The 14,149-nt window shown below is 58.9% G+C and carries 17 protein-coding genes; 3 read left to right on the forward strand and 14 right to left on the reverse strand.

Annotated elements, in window-relative coordinates:
• Window positions 1–12: 12 nt before the first annotated feature.
• The 5 genes from pheS to thrS form a co-directional block, all read right to left on the reverse strand.
• Window positions 13–1,029 (reverse strand): phenylalanine--tRNA ligase subunit alpha, encoded by a 1,017-nt coding sequence (gene pheS, locus A462_RS04530; protein ID WP_003219939.1) that lies wholly within the window; start codon window positions 1,027–1,029, stop codon window positions 13–15.
• Window positions 1,030–1,138: 109 nt separating this feature from the next.
• On the reverse strand, window positions 1,139–1,495 hold the full coding sequence (gene rplT, locus A462_RS04525; RefSeq protein ID WP_003219940.1) for a 50S ribosomal protein L20: 357 nt from the start codon (window positions 1,493–1,495) through the stop codon (window positions 1,139–1,141).
• 28 nt (window positions 1,496–1,523) lie between these two features.
• Complete coding sequence (gene rpmI / locus A462_RS04520; RefSeq protein ID WP_002553160.1) at window positions 1,524–1,718, reverse strand: 50S ribosomal protein L35; 195 nt, start codon at window positions 1,716–1,718, stop codon at window positions 1,524–1,526.
• A gap of 59 nt (window positions 1,719–1,777) precedes the next feature.
• Complete coding sequence (gene infC / locus A462_RS04515) at window positions 1,778–2,329, reverse strand: translation initiation factor IF-3 (RefSeq protein WP_169875357.1); 552 nt, start codon at window positions 2,327–2,329, stop codon at window positions 1,778–1,780.
• Window positions 2,329–4,251, reverse strand: a complete 1,923-nt coding sequence (thrS, locus tag A462_RS04510; RefSeq protein ID WP_003219944.1) for a threonine--tRNA ligase — start codon at window positions 4,249–4,251, stop codon at window positions 2,329–2,331. Before thrS ends, infC begins: the two co-directional genes overlap by 1 nt.
• 364 nt (window positions 4,252–4,615) lie before the next feature.
• Here thrS and A462_RS04505 point away from each other — a divergent pair, with 364 nt between their 5' ends.
• A complete protein-coding gene (locus tag A462_RS04505; protein WP_080673250.1) occupies window positions 4,616–4,930 on the forward strand; it encodes a hypothetical protein in 315 nt (104 codons plus the stop codon).
• 289 nt (window positions 4,931–5,219) lie between these two features.
• Entirely contained in the window at window positions 5,220–5,432 is a 213-nt protein-coding gene (locus A462_RS04500) for a cold-shock protein (protein ID WP_003179963.1), read from the forward strand.
• A gap of 73 nt (window positions 5,433–5,505) precedes the next feature.
• Here the strand turns inward: A462_RS04500 and A462_RS04495 are convergent, their stop codons facing one another.
• The gene (locus tag A462_RS04495) at window positions 5,506–5,826 is read right to left on the reverse strand and encodes an I78 family peptidase inhibitor (RefSeq protein ID WP_008438688.1); all 321 of its coding nucleotides are present in this window, start codon (window positions 5,824–5,826) and stop codon (window positions 5,506–5,508) included.
• Between the two features lie 147 nt (window positions 5,827–5,973).
• Window positions 5,974–6,279, reverse strand: coding sequence for a hypothetical protein (locus A462_RS04490; RefSeq protein WP_008438689.1), 306 nt, complete (start codon window positions 6,277–6,279; stop codon window positions 5,974–5,976).
• Window positions 6,280–6,421: 142 nt separating this feature from the next.
• On the opposite strand from A462_RS04490, the gene A462_RS04485 reads away from it, so the two are divergent.
• Window positions 6,422–6,634 carry a hypothetical protein gene (locus tag A462_RS04485; protein WP_003219951.1) on the forward strand — a complete coding sequence of 71 codons (213 nt, stop codon included), beginning with the start codon at window positions 6,422–6,424 and terminating at the stop codon, window positions 6,632–6,634.
• A 33-nt stretch (window positions 6,635–6,667) separates the two neighbouring features.
• Here the strand turns inward: A462_RS04485 and A462_RS04480 are convergent, their stop codons facing one another.
• Genes A462_RS04480 through A462_RS04450 form a run of 7 tightly spaced genes read right to left on the reverse strand, consistent with a single transcriptional unit; the run spans window position 6,668 to window position 13,636 of the window.
• A complete protein-coding gene (locus A462_RS04480; protein ID WP_003219953.1) occupies window positions 6,668–7,696 on the reverse strand; it encodes a nucleoside hydrolase in 1,029 nt (342 codons plus the stop codon).
• 26 nt (window positions 7,697–7,722) lie between these two features.
• Window positions 7,723–8,127 (reverse strand): D-ribose pyranase, encoded by a 405-nt coding sequence (gene rbsD, locus A462_RS04475; RefSeq protein ID WP_008438690.1) that lies wholly within the window; start codon window positions 8,125–8,127, stop codon window positions 7,723–7,725.
• Window positions 8,124–9,041, reverse strand: a complete 918-nt coding sequence (gene rbsK / locus A462_RS04470) for a ribokinase (protein WP_008438691.1) — start codon at window positions 9,039–9,041, stop codon at window positions 8,124–8,126. Before rbsK ends, rbsD begins: the two co-directional genes overlap by 4 nt.
• 23 nt (window positions 9,042–9,064) lie before the next feature.
• Window positions 9,065–10,087 (reverse strand): LacI family DNA-binding transcriptional regulator, encoded by a 1,023-nt coding sequence (locus A462_RS04465; protein WP_003219958.1) that lies wholly within the window; start codon window positions 10,085–10,087, stop codon window positions 9,065–9,067.
• A 3-nt stretch (window positions 10,088–10,090) separates the two neighbouring features.
• Window positions 10,091–11,068 carry an ABC transporter permease gene (locus A462_RS04460; RefSeq protein ID WP_008438692.1) on the reverse strand — a complete coding sequence of 326 codons (978 nt, stop codon included), beginning with the start codon at window positions 11,066–11,068 and terminating at the stop codon, window positions 10,091–10,093.
• Window positions 11,065–12,618: a sugar ABC transporter ATP-binding protein gene (locus A462_RS04455; protein WP_008438693.1), complete on the reverse strand. Its 1,554-nt coding sequence runs from the start codon at window positions 12,616–12,618 to the stop codon at window positions 11,065–11,067. The genes A462_RS04460 and A462_RS04455 overlap by 4 nt, the downstream gene beginning before the upstream one ends.
• 58 nt (window positions 12,619–12,676) lie before the next feature.
• On the reverse strand, window positions 12,677–13,636 hold the full coding sequence (locus A462_RS04450) for a sugar ABC transporter substrate-binding protein (RefSeq protein ID WP_008438694.1): 960 nt from the start codon (window positions 13,634–13,636) through the stop codon (window positions 12,677–12,679).
• Between the last annotated feature and the right edge of the window lie 513 nt (window positions 13,637–14,149).

Below are 14,149 nucleotides of genomic sequence, written 5' to 3' on the forward strand. Positions count from 1 at the left end.
GATCCGTTACGACTAGCGAAATTGCGCGAGGAACCGCAAGTCGTTGTCGAAGAACAGACGCAAGTCGTTCACGCCGTAACGCAGCATGGCCAGACGCTCAACGCCCATGCCGAAGGCAAAGCCCGAGAATTCTTCCGGGTCGATCCCGGACATGCGCAGTACGTTGGGGTGAACCATGCCGCAACCCATCACTTCCAGCCAGCCGGTCTGTTTGCAGACGCGGCAGCCTTTACCGCTGCACATCACGCATTCCATATCGACTTCAGCGGATGGCTCGGTGAACGGGAAGAATGAAGGACGGAAACGTACCGCCAGCTCCTTCTCGAAGAACACCCGCAGGAATTCTTCGATGGTGCCTTTGAGGTCGGCGAAGTTGATGTCGCGATCAACCAGCAGGCCTTCGACCTGGTGGAACATCGGCGAGTGGGTGATATCGGAGTCGCTGCGATACACACGGCCTGGGCAGACGATGCGGATCGGCGGCTTCTGCGATTCCATGGTGCGGACCTGTACCGGCGAGGTATGGGTGCGCAGCAGCATGTTCGCGTTGAAATAGAAGGTGTCATGCATCGACCGGGCCGGGTGGTGGCCTGGGATGTTGAGCGCCTCGAAGTTGTGATAGTCGTCTTCGACCTCAGGGCCTTCGGCAATGCCGTAGCCGATGTGGGTGAAGAACTGCTCGATACGTTCCAGAGTCCGGGTAATCGGATGCAGGCCGCCCGAGGTCTGGCCACGGCCAGGCAGGGTCACGTCAATGGATTCGGCGGCGAGCTTGGCCGCAAGATCAGCCTCCTCGAGCGACGCCTTGCGCGCATTGAGAACCTCTGTAACACGCTCCTTGGCCACGTTGATCAGCGCACCGACTTGCGGACGCTCTTCAGCCGGCAAATTCCCCAGGGTCTTCATCACCTGAGTCAATTCACCCTTTTTGCCAAGGTAGTGAACCCGGATTTGCTCCAGGGCATTGATATCTTCTGCGCTTTGCACAGCCTCTAGTGCTTGAGAGACCAGCGCATCCAGGTTTTCCATGTACAGACTCCAGATACAAAATAGGGGAAGAGCTTGAAGGCTCTTCCCCTATTTAAGACGTTTAACACCGTGGGCCGCGGAAGCGACCCAGGGTGACTGTCGGGGGTACTTAAGCCAAGGTGGCTTTAGCTTTCTCGACAATCGCAGCAAACGCCGCTTTTTCGTTCACTGCCAGATCAGCCAGAACCTTACGGTCGATCTCGATGGACGCTTTTTTCAGGCCAGCGATGAAACGGCTGTAGGACAGACCGTTAACACGTGCACCAGCGTTGATACGAGCGATCCACAGAGCGCGGAACTGACGTTTTTTCTGACGACGGTCACGGTAGGCGTATTGGCCAGCCTTGATAACCGCTTGCTTGGCAACACGGAATACGCGTGAACGCGCGCCGTAGTAGCCTTTAGCAAGTTTCAGAATTTTCTTGTGGCGCTTACGCGCCATGACGCCACGCTTTACACGAGCCATGAGTTACTTCCTCTATTCTTGACTAAAATTAACGAAGGCGCAGCATGCGCTCGACTTTTGCCACGTCAGACGGATGCAGCAAGCTGCTACCGCGCAGTTGACGCTTACGCTTGGTCGACATTTTAGTCAGGATGTGGCTCTTGAAAGCGTGCTTGTGCTTGATACCGTTAGCAGTTTTCAGAAACCGCTTAGCAGCACCACTTTTAGTTTTCATCTTTGGCATGTTCGGTACTCCGCATTCAGTTGATAAACATAATCAGAAGGCCTGCCGTGCCCTATTGATTACTTCTTCTTTTTCGGGGCGATGACCATAATAAGCTGGCGTCCTTCCATCTTAGGATGCTGTTCGACCGAACCGTACTCGAGCAGGTCAGCTTCAACCCGCTTGAGGAGTTCCATCCCCAGCTCCTGGTGGGCCATCTCACGGCCGCGGAATCGCAAGGATACCTTGGCCCTGTCCCCATCACTCAGGAAACGTACCAGGTTGCGCAGTTTTACCTGGTAATCCCCTTCCTCCGTCCCTGGACGAAACTTGATTTCTTTTACTTGAATCTGCTTCTGGTTCTTCTTCGCCGCGGCAATCTGCTTCTTCTTCTCGAAGATCGACTTGCCGTAGTCCATCACCCGGCAAACGGGTGGGATTGCGTCGGCGGAGATTTCCACCAGGTCCAATTTGGACTCTTCAGCAATACGAAGCGCTTCATCAATCGAGACGATGCCAATCTGCTCGCCGTCAGCGCCAATTAACCGAACCTCGCGTGCCGAGATATTCTCGTTGATCGGGGCTTTCGGTGCAGCTCGTTTATCTTGTCTCATTTCACGCTTAATAATAATTACTCCGAATCTGGGCGACCACGCCGGGAAACCGCTTGCGCGAGGAACTCAGCGAACTGGGCGACGGGCATCGAGCCCAGGTCAGCACCTTCACGAGTACGCACAGCGACAGTCTGCATCTCGACTTCCCGATCTCCGATAACCAAAAGATAGGGAACCTTGAGCAAAGTATGCTCGCGGATTTTAAAGCCGATCTTTTCATTTCTCAAGTCGGACTTGGCACGAAATCCGCTTTCATTGAGAGTTTTTTCAACTTCAGCGGCAAAATCTGCCTGTTTATCAGTGATATTCATGATCACTGCCTGGGTCGGAGCCAGCCACGCAGGGAATGCACCCTCGTAGTGCTCGATCAGGATCCCGACGAACCGTTCGAACGAGCCGAGGATCGCCCGGTGCAGCATAACCGGGTGTTTACGGCTGTTGTCTTCGGAGACGTATTCGGCTCCCAGACGGATCGGCAGGTTAAAATCGAGCTGCAGGGTACCACACTGCCAGACGCGACCAAGGCAATCTTTCAGCGAGAACTCGATCTTCGGACCGTAGAACGCGCCCTCGCCCGGCTGCAAGTCGTATGCAAGCCCCGCACTGTCCAGCGCTGCGGCCAGTGCAGCTTCGGCTCGGTCCCACAGCTCGTCGGAACCGACGCGTTTTTCCGGACGAGTGGACAGCTTCATCTCGACTTCGGTGAAACCGAAATCGCGGTACACGTCCATGGTCAGCTTGATGAATGCAGCGGATTCGGCCTGCATCTGCTCTTCGGTGCAGAAGATGTGGGCGTCATCCTGAGTGAAGCCGCGCACGCGCATGATGCCGTGCAGTGCACCCGATGGCTCGTTACGGTGGCAGGCACCGAACTCGGCCAGGCGCATCGGCAACTCGCGGTAGCTCTTCAGGCCCTGGTTGAACACCTGTACGTGGCACGGGCAGTTCATCGGCTTGATGGCGTAGTCGCGGTTTTCCGACTGGGTGGTGAACATGTTGTCGGCGTAGTTGGCCCAGTGCCCGGATTTCTCCCACAGGCTGCGGTCAACGACTTGCGGCGTCTTGATCTCCAGGTAGCCGTTGTCGCGCTGAACCTTGCGCATGTACTGCTCGAGCACCTGGTACAGGGTCCAGCCGTTCGGGTGCCAGAACACCATGCCCGGCGCTTCTTCCTGGAGGTGGAACAGGTTCAGGCGCTTGCCGATCTTGCGATGGTCGCGTTTTTCGGCTTCTTCGATGCGCTGGATGTAGGCCGCCAGCTGCTTCTTGTCAGCCCAGGCAGTGCCGTAGATCCGCTGCAGTTGTTCGTTCTTCGCGTCACCGCGCCAGTAGGCACCGGACAGCTTGGTCAGCTTGAACGACTTGAGGAAGCGTGTGTTCGGCACGTGCGGGCCACGGCACATGTCGACATATTCTTCGTGGTAATACAGGCCCATGGCCTGCTCGTCCGGCATGTCTTCCACCAGGCGCAGCTTGTAGTCTTCGCCGCGGGCGGTGAACACGTCGATCACTTCGGCACGCGGAGTGACTTTCTTGATGACGTCGTAATCTTTTTCGATCAGCGCGTGCATGCGCTGTTCGATAGCCGCCAGGTCGTCCGGGGTGAAAGGACGCTCGTAGGCGATGTCGTAATAGAAGCCTTCGTCGATGACCGGGCCGATGACCATCTTCGCGGTTGGGTACAGCTGCTTGACCGCATGGCCAATCAGGTGCGCGCAAGAGTGGCGAATGATCTCCAGCCCCTCTTGATCCTTGGGCGTGATGATTTGCAGGCTGGCATCGCCGGTGATCAGGTCGCTGGCGTCGACCAGCTTGCCGTCGACCTTGCCGGCCACGGTGGCCTTGGCCAGGCCGGCACCAATGGATGCGGCGACCTCGGCTACGGAAACCGAATGATCGAATGAACGTTGACTGCCGTCGGGAAGAGTAATAGTTGGCATGGCGCCTCCTCTCCTAGTGGTGACCCCTACCAAAGGTCACGTGGGTTGGGATGAGCCAGTACAAGATCCAATACCAGGCCGTTCAGTGATGAACGCCTGCCTTACAGCGGCAGGAGCCTTTCGGCCAACCGATAATCGAACCAGAGTGACTGGAGTTAAACAAAAAAGACCTTGGCAAGGCGGCATAGGGCGCGCCGGAAAATAGCCAAGCGGAAGATGCTAGCACAGATGAACGGTCATGGCGCCGAAGCCGCTTCACGAAACGAAAATTCCCGGCTTTTAAGGGCAAAAGTGAACTTGAACTGTACGGCAGCCCTCAAACACACCGAGAATCGCCGTTCGTCCACGACTCCAGGAGCATTTGATTATGCGTTTTACCTCGACTTTCGCCCTTGCTGCATCCCTGACCCTCATGTCCCTGGGTGCGCACGCCGCAGCCCCGTCGAACTGGCCTGCCGGTGCGCGGGACAGCTTCATCAAGGATTGCAGCGCAGCCGCCCAGCAAAGTGTTGATGCCAAAACCGCCAAAGACCACTGTGAATGTGGCGCGGACAAAATCAATGCCGAATTGAGCAGTGCCGAAATCAAGGAACTCATGACCAACCAGAACGCAGATCCCGCGCTCAAGACCAAAGCTGTGACGGCTATTTCGTCCTGCAAAGTCGTGAAGAAAAAGTAATTTTTACACCCTGCCGGACCGGCTGAAGGACCAAAAATCGCCATGAAAACTGCCATTTCTCACAAATTACGCAGCTTTTACGGCTTTTTTTAATAGCTGATATTTCGCCTGAAAGCCCCGTAGATCGGGGCTTTCAGCCAACCAAGGCATGAAACACAACGCGATTGATTAGCAAACAATGCCTTGGGGGGGCTCCCAAGCCGAACATTTCGACTATGATAGCTCGGTGTGCCCAGTTGGCCTGAGCAGCACAGCACTACTGAAAATATATGTTTCTTGGAGATACACCATGTCTAATCGCCAAACCGGCACCGTTAAATGGTTCAACGATGAAAAAGGCTTCGGCTTCATCACTCCTCAAGGTGGCGGTGACGACCTGTTCGTACACTTCAAAGCTATCGAAAGCGACGGTTTCAAAAGCCTGAAAGAAGGCCAAACCGTTTCCTTCGTGGCTGAGAAAGGCCAAAAGGGTATGCAAGCTGCACAGGTTCGCCCAGAGTAATTCTGCGCCGAACTAAAAAAACCCCGTCCATGTGACGGGGTTTTTTATGGCCTGGAGAAAAGCGCTGGAGCAATCAGCCGCAATTGACCCGATTGATCACAAGGTTGTCATCGGTATTGAGGTTCAGGCGATCGGAGCGGTATTCCAGCGTGACCATGTCATCTGGCTTGAGAATGCGTGCGTTCTGCGCTCCGGCGCGGCTACGGGCCTGTTCCAGCAATTGTGGCGAAGCTTTCTGGCCGATTGCGAACTCGGCAGCTTTCGCCTCACAGCGGCTATGACCAGCATCGGTCACGGCAGTGTCTTTGGCTGGCTCAGAGGTACCCGGGGTGCTGCAACCCGACAAGGCGAGCGCAGCCAACAAAGTACCGAATGATGCGAGCTTCCAAGGCATGAAGCCTCCTTTGAGAAAAAATGGACAGAGATCGTGCGACCGTGGTTTGGCCGATTGGTTTCAGAATTGTCACAATTGGCTGTGGGCCAGTCTGCCTGAGTCGACACCGGGCGCTGGCGAATCAATCGTCACCAGATATGAACGCACTCAGTAGATGTCGATGTAATCAAACGGCGGGGTTGGCCAATTCTGCTTGAGCGCGTTGAAAATCTGCATCACCCACACCTCGTCGCTGGCTGCGACGTTGCCGACATAACCCGAACCCGCCGCCCAGGTCTCCAGGCGGAACAGAAGGCCGTCGATATCGACGCCACCCACCACGCCCGAAGAAATGTAGGCAATGCCGGCCTTGGTAACGCGCAATTGGGTGTGAACGTTGTCACTGGCGGACGCAAGCAGCTGCCGCACAGCGTCCAGCGTCAGGTTGTCGGGGTTGTTCAAGTCGATCTGCACGCGGTTTGCCCTGGCAATTAAACAGGCGGACAGTGTCGCACAGCCCTCCCCTCATGCCTAAGTAGCAGTGCCAAACACGGCGCAAAATGGTTAACTCCACACGCAGAACGCACTAACCGCCTTTCAGCCCCGCGAGACACCCATGACCATCGTCACGATCCACGCCGACATCAAAGCCAAGTGGCCCCACGGGCAAAGCTCCTATAGCCCGGGCAGCCCGGAGGAGTTGGCAATCATCGGTATCGACCTGCTGGTCAAGGAACTGGGCACACAGGCCGCGCAGGCATTCATCGGCCAGGTATTCGAGAAATACCCGGCCGATCACATGGGGGCGCCAGACCCCGAGCGCGAATAAGACCCGGCCGACGAACGTCGACCGGCAGGCTGTTTACTTCAGGCGACCAAGGCGTTCGGTCAGCAGATCGAAGAAGCCCTGGGCATCGCCATTTTCAACCCAGAACGCGTTCTTCGGTTGTTTCAGGCCATCGTACCAGTCGACGATGGTCTGGCCGAAGGTCGGGCCTTCACGGCTGTCCACCACCACGTTGACCTCACGGCCGCTGAACAGCGCAGGCTTGAGCAGGTAGGCAATGACGGTAGCGTCATGCACCGGGCCGCCCGGGATGCCGTAGTGCTCCATGTCGCCCTTGACGTATTCATTGAGAATATCGCCCACCACCTTGCTCGCGTTGTTGTTCAGCGCAGCGATTTGCTTCAGGCGTGCGTCGCTGGTCAGGACCTTGTGGGTCACGTCCAACGGCAGGTAGGTCAGCTTGACGCCGCTCTTGAGCACGATCTCGGCCGCGATCGGGTCGGCGAACAGGTTGAACTCGGCCACCGGCGTGATATTGCCGCCGTTGAAGTGCGCGCCGCCCATCACCACCACTTCCTTGATGCCTTGAGTGATCTCCGGCGCCTGGGTCAATGCCAGCGCCAGGTTGGTCTGCGGACCGAGCATGGCGATGGTGATGCTGTGGGGCTTGGCGGTGCTGAGGGTCTTGATCAGGTAATCAACGGCATTGCCTTCGGCCAGGCCTTTTTTCGGCTCATGCACGGTGACGCCGGAGATGCCTTCCTTGCCATGGATGTTTTCAGCGTAGATCGGCGTGCGCAGCATCGGTTTCGGTGCACCGGCATATACCGGGATGTCCTCGCGCCCTGCCCATTCGCGGGCCAGGCGTGCGTTGCGGGAGGTCTTGTCGAGGCGCACGTTACCGGCAACGGTGGTCAGCGCGCGGATCTGCAGTTCATCGGGCGAAGCCATGGCGAACAGCAAGGCAACCACGTCGTCGGCACCGGGGTCGGTGTCGATGATCAGGTCGATTTTTTCCGCCGCGTGGGCGCTTGCAGCAGTTAGCACGGACAAAAGCAGCACACTCCGGAACAGGTGTCGCAGGGTTTGGGTACCACGTTGCATGACGCACTCCTTGTCGTTGGGGAATTCTAGAACGTTACGCCGGAAACCAGCGCGATATTGCAGTAGGGCTGGCACTCGCCGGTGCGCACCACCGCCCTCGCCTTGCGGCTGAGCTGCTTGAACTCTTCATGGCTGACCAGGCGGCGCTCGCCGAGGGCGGCCTGTTCGGTCAGGGTATTGAGATCCGCCAGGGCCGGCGGTTGCTTGAGCAGGATTTCTTCCGCGAGCACGTGGCTTTCCACCTGCATCTCGCTGAGGACGATGCGCAAGGTACTGACGAAATCCGGAATGCCTTTGGTCAGCGCCAGGTCGATCAGCTCGACACCCGGCGGCACCGGCAAGCCGGCATCACCGATCACCAGAATGTCGCCATGGCCAAGGGATGCGATCACCCGCGACAGCGCGATATTGAGCAAGGGAGTCTTTTTCATGAGGGCACAAAACCTTGGACGTCATGCAATGTGGGAATAGAGGGTTGCGCACCCGCGCGGGTCACGGACAGCGCGGCGGCTACCTGGCCGAAACGAATGGCCTCGGCCTCGCTCCTGCCGTTGGCCAGCGCGGCTGCGAAACCGCCGACGAAGGTGTCACCGGCAGCCGTGGTATCGACCGCCTTGACCTTGGGCGCGACCAGGTGCTCGAAGCCTTGGCCATCGGCAAACAACGCGCCTTCGGAGCCGAGGGTAATGATCACTTTGCCAGCACCGGCCTTGATCAGGCGTGTCGCGGCGGCCTTGGCGCTGTCCAGCGAGTCGACCACCACGCCGCTCAAGGCCGAGGCTTCGCTTTCATTGGGAATCAGGTAGTCGATGGCGGCGTACCAATCCTCGGGCAGCGGACCACTGGCCGGCGCCGGGTTCAGGATCACCGTTTTGCCCAGCTCGCGACCGCGCTTGAGGGCATGGCCGACAGTCTCCATCGGCGTTTCCAGCTGGCAGACAATCACGTCGGCAGCCTGCAGCACACTGTCAAATGCCTGTAATTTGGCTGGGGTCAGCTCGCCATTGCTACCGGCGACAATAACGATCGCATTCTGGCTGCTGTCATCCACCACGATCAGCGCCACGCCGCTGGAACCGTCGACGGTGCTGACGGCCTGGCAATCAATGCCCTCCACCAGCAACGCGTCGCGCAATTGCGCGCCATAGGCATCGGTGCCCACGCAGCCGACCATGGCGACCTCAGCCCCGAGGCGCGCCGAAGCGACCGCCTGGTTCGCGCCCTTGCCGCCGGGAACGGTGGAAAACGATTGGCCGATCAGGGTCTCACCGGCGCGGGGCAGCCGGCTGGCCCGGGTGACCAGGTCCATGTTCAGGCTGCCTATTACCACTACTTTTGCTGGCATACATCAGTACTCATCAATTCGGTTCAGCGGTATTGGGCAAACACACCGGCCAACGGCGCCGTCGACTCGCGCAGGACAATACTCGGCGTCACGATGCGCTGATCGATCGGCAATTGGGGTGTCGCAATTCGTCGCAGTAAAAGCTCGGCCGCCATCTCTCCCAACTGCAGGATCGACTGGCCCACGGTGGTCAGCGCCGGGTACACGTACTGGCTCATCTGGATATCATCAAACCCGATCACCGACAGCTCACCGGGCACCCGGATATTACGTTCGGCAGCGGCGCGCAAGACGCCGAAGCCAATCATGTCGTTGCCGGCAAAAATCGCGCTGGGGGGATTATCCGCCAGCAATTGCGCCGCGGCCGCGTAACCACCGGTACTGGTGAAATCACTTTCCAGCACACGGCCGGCCGGCACTTCGAGCCCCGCCTCGGCCAAGGCGCGGTAGTAGCCCGCCATCCGCATTTGCGCCACGCGGGTATGACTCGGGCCACCAATGCAGGCAATGTCGCGATGCCCCAGATCGAGCAAGTGCCGGGTCGCCAGGTAAGCGCCCTGTTCATGGTCGATGCGCACCAGGTCGACATCAATCCCGTCCAGTGCACGGTCGACGATGACCATCGGCGTGCGTACCGCCTTGAGGCCTGTCGCCAGGCCGCTGTCGTCGCCGCCCACCGAGGTCACGATCAAGCCGTCGATGCGTTTTTCCAGCAGCACCCTCAGGTAGCTGCGCTGCTTTTCGGCATTATCGTCGGAGTTGCAGAGGATCACGCAATAGCCGTTACGCTCGCAGTAATCCTCGATGCCCCGGGCCAGTTCCGCAAAATACGGGTTGAGGCTGTTGGGCACCAACAGGCCGATGGTGGCTGTGGTCTTGGCCTTCAGCGAGCGCGCGACCGCACTGGGTACATAGTCGAGCTGCTTGATGGCCGCCTCGACCTTGATCCGTACCGGCTCGCTGACCGGGCGCGTCTTGTTCACCACATGAGACACCGTGGTGTAGGAAATCCCCGCCAGCGCGGCCACATCCTTGATCGTTGCCATGGCTCAGGCTCGCCGACTGGCGCGCTGGCTGCGGTAAGTATCGAGCACCACCGCGATCACGATCACGGCACCGGTGATGATACGTTTGGTCGGCTCGGTGGCGCCAATCTGCGCCAGCCCTGCCGCCAGTACCGAGATGATCAGCACGCCGAAGAAGGTACTGATGACCGAGCCACGCCCGCCCATCAGGCTGGTGCCACCGATCACTACCGCAGCGATCACTTGCAGCTCCAGGCCGGAACCGGCGTTGGGATCGGCCGCTTCCAGGCGCGAAATCTGGAACAGCGCCGCCACACCCGCCAGCAGGCCCATCAGGCTGAACACCAGGATCTTGTAGGGCTTGGGATTGATACCCGCCAGGCGCACGGCCTCTTCGTTGGTGCCGATGCCGATCAGGTAGCGACCGAACACGGTACGGGTCAGCACCAGCTGCGCGGCGATGATCACCAGCAACGCGATGATGAACGAAGGTGAAATGCCGAAGGCCACCGGATTGGACAGCCAGGCAAACGAATCACCGATGTATGCGGTACGCGAGCCGGTCATCTGGTACGCCACGCCGCGCGCCATTTCCAGCACGCCGAGGGACACGATGAATGACGGGATCCGCCAGGCCACTGTGATCGAACCGGTAATGGTCCCGGCCAACGCGGCGCAGCCCATGCCCAGCACGGCTGCCGGCAACACACTCCAGCCCCAGCCGAGAATCGCCACGCTGACGGCCGATGCGGCCAGGGCCAGCACGGAGCCTACCGACAGGTCGATGCCGCCGATGATCAGCACGAAGGTCATGCCGACTGCCAACACCATCAGGTCGGGAATCTGGTTGGCCAGGGTGCTGAAGGTGTCGTACGAGAGGAAGTGGTCGCTCAGGAACGAGAACAGCGCAATCATCGCCAGCAAGGCGCCGGCCAGGCCCAGGTAGGTGCCCAGGCCATAGAAGTTGCCGCCACGTTTTGCGGTGGAGGAAGTGGTTTTCATGGGGTATTCCTAGGCGCTGCGTCGTTGAGCAGCGCATCACGTTTCTGATAGCCGGCAAAAGCAGCGGCAAGCAATTCGTCCTGGGTCCAGCTGTCGCGCTCGAAGGTCTCGATCAGGCGCCCGGCGGAAAGTACCCCGATGCGGTCGCAGATCAGCATCAACTCACGCAGGTCGCTGGACACCACCACCAGCGCCTTGCCCTGGCGGGTCAGGTCGCCGAGCAACGCATAGATATCGAATTTGGCGCCGACGTCGATGCCTCGGGTCGGTTCATCGAACAGCATCACCGCGCAATCGCGCTCCAGCCAGCGGCCAATCACCACCTTCTGCTGGTTGCCACCCGACAGCTCGGACACCAGCTGCGCCGGACTGGAACTGCGGATACGCATGGCGTCGACCTGGCGCTTGGCCAAGGCCGTTTCGTCACGACTGTTCACCAGGCCACCGCTGGACACCTTCGGCATGTTGCCCAAGGCAATGTTGGCGCCGATGGATTGGGTCAGCAGCAGGCCTTCGCCCTTGCGGTCCTCGGTGATCAGGGCGATGCCATGGCCAACCGCGTCGACGGGCGAGCGAATGCTGACGACTTGCGCAGGTGTGCCCAGGGCCACGGTGCCGCTGTCGGCCAGGTCGGCGCCGAAGATCAGGCGCAGCAACTCCGTACGGCCCGCACCGATCAGGCCGGAGATGCCGTAGATTTCGCCGGCACGCACTTCAAACGACACGTCGCGGACCTTGTCCGAGCGGGTCAGGCCTTTTACCGTCAACAGCGGCGCGCCGATGGTGCGCGGGCCCAGGTCGATTTTCTCGCCCAGTTCGCGGCCCACCATCAGCGTGACCAGTTGCTCACTGTTGTAGTTGGCCATCGGCTCGACACACACCAGCTTGCCGTCACGCAGCACCGCAATGCGCTGGGCAACCCGGGCCAGTTCTTCGAGCCGGTGGGAAATATAGATAATCGCCACGCCCCGGGCCTGCAGGCGGGTGATTTGTTCGAACAGCATCTCGACTTCACGGGCGGTCAGCATCGCCGTGGGTTCGTCGAGGATCAGTACGTGGCAATCGCCGATCAGGTTGCGGGCAATTTCGACCATCTGTTGGTGGCCGATGCCGAGGCTGCCGACCAGGGTGTCCGGGTCGATAGCGTCCAGGCCGACCTGGGCCATGGCTTCAATGGCGGCCTTGCGCAGTTGCTTGCGGCTGATCCAGCCACCGTGGCTGGGCAGGTTATCGAGGAACAGGTTTTCAGCGACCGTCAGGGTTGGCAGCAGGTTAAGCTCCTGCATGACCATGCGGATGCCCTGCTCTTCAGCCTGGGTCCGACTGCCTGGCGTGTAGGCCTGGCCATTGAACTGCATCTGGCCGTCGGTCGGGGTGACCAGCCCGCCGATGATTTTCGACAGGGTGCTTTTCCCCGCGCCATTCTCACCGGTAAGCGCCAACACTTCCCCACGATTGAGCGTCAGGGTGATGTCGGATAGAACCGGTTGGGCATAGGTCTTGCCGATACCGCTGACCGAGAGGACAGCGTTCGGTGCGGAAGATGACATAGGAACGTCTCCAGGCGTCCGCTCGGGTGAGCGGACGCTGTTTTGTGCTGCCGGGGAATTACTTCTTGAGGATGAGTTCGACCGGGGTTTCGATCATGCCATCCACGGCATCGACTTTTTCACCCTTGACCAGCTTCAGAGCGTTCTGGATACCGAAAACGGCTTGCTGGGCAGCAGCCTGGTCGGCGGTGGCCAGGACACGGCCGTCCTGCAGCATCGGCTTGATGGCCTCGATGTTGTCGTAGCCTACGACCAGCACCTTGCCAGCCTTGCCGGCGCCACGTACGGCGGATACTGCGCCCAGTGCCATGTTGTCGTTACCGGCCAGCAGTGCCTTGATGTTCGGGTTTGCCTGGAGCATGGCAGCGGCAATCGCGTTGCCCTTGTCGATTTCCCACTCACCGGATTGGGTGGAGACGATCTTCATGCCGGCGGCATCCATCGCGTCCTTGAAGCCAGCGGTACGCTGCTGGGCGTTGGTGGTGGTGGACACACCTTCGATGATGCCAACCTGGTCACCCTTGGTGAGGTGCTTGGCCAGTTCTTCACCGACCAGGCGCGCGCCCTTGCGGTTGTCTGGACCTACGAACGGGATATCAAGGTTTTTGCTTTTCAGTACATCCACATCAAGACGGTTGTCGATGTTGACGATCTTGATGCCTTTGTCGGAGGCCTTTTTCAGCACGGTGACCAGGGCTTTCGAATCGGCGGGAGCAATGACGATCGCGTCAACCTTGGACAGGATCATCTGATTGACGATATCGATCTGTGCACTGGTATCGGTTTCGTTCTTGATCCCGTTGGTGATCATGTCGAAATCGGCGGAGTGGGCCTTCTGGTATTCCTTGGCACCGTCTTGCATGGTGACGAAGAATTCGTTGGCGAGGGATTTCATGACCAGGCCGACCTTGGGTTTGGCGGCGGTCTCGGCAGCAAATGCAGAGGAAAGAGGCAGGGCAGCGGATGCGGCAGCAAGCACAGCGACAGCAAGAAGACGTCCAGCAAATGGCAGCTTCATGGGTTCACTCCGATCTTATGATTATTGTGAGCAACGCTTGCACCGAAGAACGCTTCGGCAGCCAACCCACCCGGGCGGCTGATACGAGCTTTCACGACACTCGAGGAGGACCCCGTGAAACATCTCGCAAACGTTTGCGTTAGGTCAAACTATGAGAAGCTTGTCGAGATTTGTCAACGGGAGAAAACAGCCTTTTGATGAATCCGCTTTACGCCCTGCCCTCGAAGCCATCCGGTACCCCCTTTAAACATCCGCGTTGCTGGATCGTTCTCTGAAACGACAGGTCGCGGCGTGCCTCCTGCGTTTAAAACCAAACTTTTCCGTCATCCTTTTCGGACAACCGAACACCCGTGCACCGCTTTGTTCGGAAAGCCGGACAGAAGACCAAGCCATTTACTTACAAATCAAACAAATATAGATATAAATCAATAGGTTAAATTCTATTGCCAAACAAAATCCCGCTGGTACAAATCCTGCTCTTACTCAGCACCTCGTGGCGTTCAGAACCGCCCG

Source organism: Pseudomonas sp. Ag1 (assembly GCF_000278565.1).
Lineage (GTDB): Bacteria > Pseudomonadota > Gammaproteobacteria > Pseudomonadales > Pseudomonadaceae > Aquipseudomonas.

What these genes read in the sequence shown, in the direction of transcription:
- A462_RS04460 (WP_008438692.1), bottom strand. Translation starts at nt 11,068, where the DNA reads ATGAAAACCACTTCCTCCACCGCAAAACGTGGCGGCAACTTCTATGGC.
- pheS (WP_003219939.1), bottom strand. Translation starts at nt 1,029, where the DNA reads ATGGAAAACCTGGATGCGCTGGTCTCTCAAGCACTAGAGGCTGTGCAA.
- thrS (WP_003219944.1), bottom strand. Translation starts at nt 4,251, where the DNA reads ATGCCAACTATTACTCTTCCCGACGGCAGTCAACGTTCATTCGATCAT.
- rplT (WP_003219940.1), bottom strand. Translation starts at nt 1,495, where the DNA reads ATGGCTCGTGTAAAGCGTGGCGTCATGGCGCGTAAGCGCCACAAGAAA.
- A462_RS04480 (WP_003219953.1), bottom strand. Translation starts at nt 7,696, where the DNA reads ATGCAACGTGGTACCCAAACCCTGCGACACCTGTTCCGGAGTGTGCTG.
- A462_RS04465 (WP_003219958.1), bottom strand. Translation starts at nt 10,087, where the DNA reads ATGGCAACGATCAAGGATGTGGCCGCGCTGGCGGGGATTTCCTACACC.
- rbsK (WP_008438691.1), bottom strand. Translation starts at nt 9,041, where the DNA reads ATGCCAGCAAAAGTAGTGGTAATAGGCAGCCTGAACATGGACCTGGTC.
- rbsD (WP_008438690.1), bottom strand. Translation starts at nt 8,127, where the DNA reads ATGAAAAAGACTCCCTTGCTCAATATCGCGCTGTCGCGGGTGATCGCA.
- A462_RS04455 (WP_008438693.1), bottom strand. Translation starts at nt 12,618, where the DNA reads ATGTCATCTTCCGCACCGAACGCTGTCCTCTCGGTCAGCGGTATCGGC.
- A462_RS04495 (WP_008438688.1), bottom strand. Translation starts at nt 5,826, where the DNA reads ATGCCTTGGAAGCTCGCATCATTCGGTACTTTGTTGGCTGCGCTCGCC.
- A462_RS04450 (WP_008438694.1), bottom strand. Translation starts at nt 13,636, where the DNA reads ATGAAGCTGCCATTTGCTGGACGTCTTCTTGCTGTCGCTGTGCTTGCT.
- A462_RS04500 (WP_003179963.1), top strand. Translation starts at nt 5,220, where the DNA reads ATGTCTAATCGCCAAACCGGCACCGTTAAATGGTTCAACGATGAAAAA.
- rpmI (WP_002553160.1), bottom strand. Translation starts at nt 1,718, where the DNA reads ATGCCAAAGATGAAAACTAAAAGTGGTGCTGCTAAGCGGTTTCTGAAA.
- A462_RS04485 (WP_003219951.1), top strand. Translation starts at nt 6,422, where the DNA reads ATGACCATCGTCACGATCCACGCCGACATCAAAGCCAAGTGGCCCCAC.